The sequence below is a fragment of the Mycobacterium sp. genome (assembly GCF_052143115.1).
GTDB lineage: Bacteria > Actinomycetota > Actinomycetes > Mycobacteriales > Mycobacteriaceae > Mycobacterium.
In genome coordinates, this window is sequence record NZ_JBKQTQ010000030.1 from 1 (window position 1) to 4,328 (window position 4,328).

General features: G+C 67.6%; 5 protein-coding genes and 1 pseudogene. All 6 read right to left on the bottom strand.

Annotated elements, in window-relative coordinates; translation table 11 throughout:
• Window positions 1-1,258 (bottom strand): AAA family ATPase (locus tag ACLQI9_RS02940; RefSeq protein ID WP_442390975.1); only part of this gene is annotated, 1,258 nt, incomplete at its 3' end.
• A 416-nt stretch (window positions 1,259-1,674) separates the two neighbouring features.
• Entirely contained in the window at window positions 1,675-2,379 is a 705-nt protein-coding gene (locus ACLQI9_RS02945) for an ArsR/SmtB family transcription factor (RefSeq protein ID WP_442382000.1), read from the bottom strand.
• A gap of 67 nt (window positions 2,380-2,446) precedes the next feature.
• On the bottom strand, window positions 2,447-3,046 hold the full coding sequence (locus ACLQI9_RS02950; protein ID WP_442382002.1) for a hypothetical protein: 600 nt from the start codon (window positions 3,044-3,046) through the stop codon (window positions 2,447-2,449).
• A gap of 10 nt (window positions 3,047-3,056) precedes the next feature.
• Window positions 3,057-3,335 (bottom strand): putative holin, encoded by a 279-nt coding sequence (locus ACLQI9_RS02955; RefSeq protein ID WP_442382004.1) that lies wholly within the window; start codon window positions 3,333-3,335, stop codon window positions 3,057-3,059.
• Between the two features lie 28 nt (window positions 3,336-3,363).
• Complete coding sequence (locus ACLQI9_RS02960) at window positions 3,364-3,906, bottom strand: DUF779 domain-containing protein (RefSeq protein ID WP_442382006.1); 543 nt, start codon at window positions 3,904-3,906, stop codon at window positions 3,364-3,366.
• Window positions 3,906-4,328: pseudogene (adh, locus tag ACLQI9_RS02965) on the bottom strand (aldehyde dehydrogenase); the annotation flags it as partial. The gene ACLQI9_RS02960 and the pseudogene adh, both read right to left, overlap by 1 nt.

Here is a 4,328-nt window from a genome sequence, read left to right on the forward strand (position 1 = left end):
ACTCATCGGCACCATCGGGGTCAAAGGCACCAAGCACCGCCTCGACCTCGTCGCCGCGTCCCTGCCAACCCATCGCCTCAGCAAGCACGACCGCAGCCGCCAAGCCCCCGCCGCGATCGAACGCGAACCGGGCCAGCTCTTCGGCGAGAGCTATGTTCGACATGGTCATCGCGCTCGCCGCCGCATCGATCATCACATCCAGGTCCGGGGCGAGGTCGCTGCGCGTCATGAACTGGGCCAGCTGGATCTGGGTGCGCACGTCGGGCAACCTCGACCGCCGCTCTTCCGGCCGCATGTGCTTCCGAAGATGTTGTGCCAGCATGCCATTGAGCTGCCGCGAGCGCACCACCCCAGCGCGTTGCATTGCCACCTCACCCAAGAGCGGGTGATACAACCGCGCCACCGTGTGCGATCCATCGGCAACGAACTGGATCACGCCACGGCGCTCAAGGCGTGCCACCGCGTCGGCATCGCAAAGCCCACGCAAAATCTCCCAGTCCAGCACCTCGGCAGCCGCCAAAACCTCGACCGCCTCCAACTCCTCCGGCGCAAGGGATCGCAGGCGAAACTCGAGCAGATCCTGCAGTTGGCGGTCTGCGCGCAGCGCACCTCGAAGCTGCCAGCCGTCTTCCGTGCGCACCAACACACCACTTTCCCGGCCGGCGCTCAGCAAGCCGCGCAACAGCAGCGGGCTGCCCGCAGTCCGGTCGTGTAACTCGTTGATCAGCCGGGTATCGACGGCGCCGCCGAGCACGGCGCGGGCGAGCTCCCCGGTCTGCTCCCGGGTGAACGCTTCAATGCGCAGACTGAGCAACAGCCGCTCTTTCCACAGCGCTGTCACCGCATCGGACACGTGGTCGCCCGACCGGATCGTCACGATCACCCGTGCACTGCCGCTGGCGGCAAGTTGGTACACCAGCGTCGACGACAACGGATCGAGCAACTGGGCATCATCGACGACGACGACCAGGTTCTCTTCCCGCTCCAGGGCTCTATGCGCGGCGGCCAGCATCGCGGCGGGTTCTCGTGGAGCGTCGACGGTCACGGACCGATAGAACGCGCCCAATGCCACGGCGGAGCCGGTTTGGGTGCCCAGCACATACCGCACCATCAGCCCGCGCGACTTGGCCGTCGTGGCCAGGGCGCGAGCCAGTGTCGATTTGCCGACCCCGCTATCGCCGACCAACGCGACGCCCTGAAACTCCGCGTCGTGCTCGAGTGCCGCCAACGCCTGACGGATCTCGTCATCGCGGCCCACCAAAGGCCAACCCGACCTGCCCTCCGCTGGCACACGTCGACCCCCCTGAACCGGCCTTTCGGGAGTTAGATGTTCCCAGGTGTCACCTTTGTCGCGGGCAATCGCGCTGCCTGCGGTAGTCCAAGGAGGAGTGCGCGGCAGCATGACGAGCCCCTTTGCACTCAGTTCCAATCGTAGTTGGAACTGTAGCTGAGACCAGGCTGAGAAATATCCAACTTTCCGGATAAAATTCCTGCGTGTTTTCGAAGGTCGCTACTCAGGTGATTGGACGTTTGGGCGCCGCTCAGAGGAAGCCGAGGCTGCGCCGGCCTGAAGCGTCTGTGCCAGCAGCTCGTAGTAGACGTCCCGGAAGTCGGCGGGAACCGCCGGCGCCCGTGGCTAGGCAATGGCCACGTACCAGTCCGCTCTCGGCCAAGTTAGGTGGCCAGCCATTTTTCAAGGTAGTCGTCGTAGCCGCTGACGACGCGCAGGCTACGGCCCGGCCCACGGGTGAGCCAGCCGCGGGCGAGGAACACGCTGGTGATCGCGGCGGGAAGCGCCCCGGCTAGGTGGACCCGCCGATCGGTCCAGTCGATGCATGAGCGGGCGAACACCCGTCGGCTCGCCCGCAGTGCGGCCAGGTCGATGCCCAGCTGGTCGAGCAAGTCCTGGCCGCGGTCGGTGAGCTCGTGGTCCCGGTCGTCGAGGCAGCGGATTGCCCCAGTGGCCAACAGCCGGTCGCGAAGTTGCACGCCGCGACGGCCGGCCAGGTGGTCATAGCACGTCCGCGCCTCGAACAGCGCACGGGCGGCGCGACGCTGACTCAGGGAGGGCACCGGAGCCGGCGGCGCGATCTGGGCGATGGCCTCCAGCACCGTGGCCACCTCGGGGTTGACGATCTCGTGGTATCGATGCCGGCCCTGGGCTCGGACCCGGATCAACCCGCCTTCGGTCAGCCTGCGCAGATGCGTGGAGGCAGTGGCGGGATGCACCCCGGCCCGCCGAGCCAGCTCCCCCGCCGGCAGCGCCCGACCGCCGGCCAAGGCCGCGAGCATCGCTGCCCGCGCTGGGTCTTCGATCAAGTCGGCGATTGAGGCGAGGTCGCGATCGGCCGGGGTGTACGAGGCCGACGTGTCGCTCACCCCGCCAGCCTTGCATAGCCATGATTTGCCCGCCGTCCAAGCTTCCCCGCTCCAGCGCCGACGGGGCTCAGTACGGGACGATGCCTATCAGGCAATGACGCTGGCTGTGGTCGCAGTAGAACGCGCCGTAGAACGGGGCGGCGGCGACGACGGAAGCGAACACCGCTGACATCATCGCGATGGCCAACACTGACATCAGGGGCCGGTCGGGCACCATCGCCAGCATCAGGGCTGCGACGGTGCACACGACGACATAGACCAAAACCACGAAGACAACCGGGGTCTTGTGTGCGGAGTTGTCGTGGGTCCACCAGTAGAACAGGCCGGAACCGATCGCCGCCGCCGGGACCCACACCGCCAGCAGCGTGAGGATGAACTGCCACCATTTCACGTGGTGGTAGCGGCCGGGCACGGCGATCGGCGGCGCTGGCGCATGCATCGCCCCGGACGGCGGTGCGTCACCCGCTGCGGCCTCAACCGCCGGGGCGGGGCTGCTCGCCGGCTCATCCGCTATCTCCGTCGCCGACGTGTCCGAGCGCCGATGCCACCACCTGCGTCGCCGAGGCTTCGGTTCCGGCTCGATAAACGCCGGTTCGGCTCTGGGGTGCGCGCCGGTGTCGAAGGTCGGCGTGTACGGCTCGGTCTTCGGCAGTGATTCGCTGTCCACACGGTCCTCGTCAGGCAGGGCTCGTCACCTCGATCACCGCCAGCACACCGAACCATCCCGGCGCCAGCGCCAGGGTGAACACGCCCAGCGCGGTGAGCCAGCGCCGCCGGGACAACAGGATCACCAGCAGCCCGACGACGCTGGGAAACCCGACTACCAACGCGATGGCGACGTCCGAGCGCATGCGAACGTGATTTACGGCCAGCGCGGCCGTTCCGCCCAGCAACCCGACCGCGACGCCGACCAGCATCGAGCTCGTCAGCAGCCAGCTCCGCGGCAGCGGTATCACGCTTTGACGATACTGCCGCGGCTGCTCGCTACGGCTTTACTCCCCCGGCGTGCCCGCCGGGTGGGGTCCCCGCTCCGCAGGGGAGTGCCCCCAGCGCGGCGCGGCCTGCGGGTACCGAACAAGCGTCAGCGGCGGCAGCTACCACCGGTGCGCGTGCCGGCGGGCGCTCGCCGCGCTCGTAGTCGGCGCCAGCGATCACCGGGGTAGCCGTGAGCTCCGCGTTCTCGCCGTCGCTGAAAGCCCGCCCGCGGGACAAAAACCGCATTCCCTCGGGTGCTTCCAGGCTGAACCCACCGCCGCGGCCGGGCACCACGTCGATGACGAGCTGGGTGTGTTTCCAGGCCTGGAATTGGGGCCCGGAGATCCACACCGGAACCCCGTCCGCACCAACGTCGAGCACACCGAGCAGCACATCGCGATCACCGACGATGAAGTCCCCCTCCGGGTAGCACATCGGCGACGACCCGTCGCAGCATCCACCGGACTGATGGAACATCACCGGACCGTGCCGGTCCTGCAGCTCATCGAGCAGCGTTGCGGCGGCGGAGGTGATCACCACCCGCGGGGTCATCAGAAGAAACCCTGCGCCTTCTGCGAGTACGACACCATCAGGTTCTTGGTCTGCTGGTAGTGGTCGAGCATCATCTTGTGGGTCTCTCGGCCGAAACCGGACTGCTTGTAGCCACCGAACGCCGCATGCGCCGGGTAGACGTGGTAGCAGTTGACCCACACCCGACCGGCCTGGATGTCGCGGCCCGCCCGGTAGGCGGTGTTGCCGTCGCGGCTCCACACCCCCGCGCCCAGGCCGTAGAGGGTGTCGTTGGCGATGCTCATCGCGTCGTCGTAATCGCGGAACGACGTCACCACCACCACCGGCCCGAAGATCTCCTCCTGGAAGATCCGCATCTTGTTGTTGCCGCTGAAGATCGTCGGCTGCACGTAGAAGCCGCCGGCCAGGTCTCCGCCCAGGTCGGCCCGCTCACCGCCGGTGAT

Coding starts and splice junctions, on each gene's coding strand:
- ACLQI9_RS02960 (WP_442382006.1), bottom strand. CDS start 3,906: ATGACCCCGCGGGTGGTGATCACCTCCGCCGCCGCAACGCTGCTCGAT.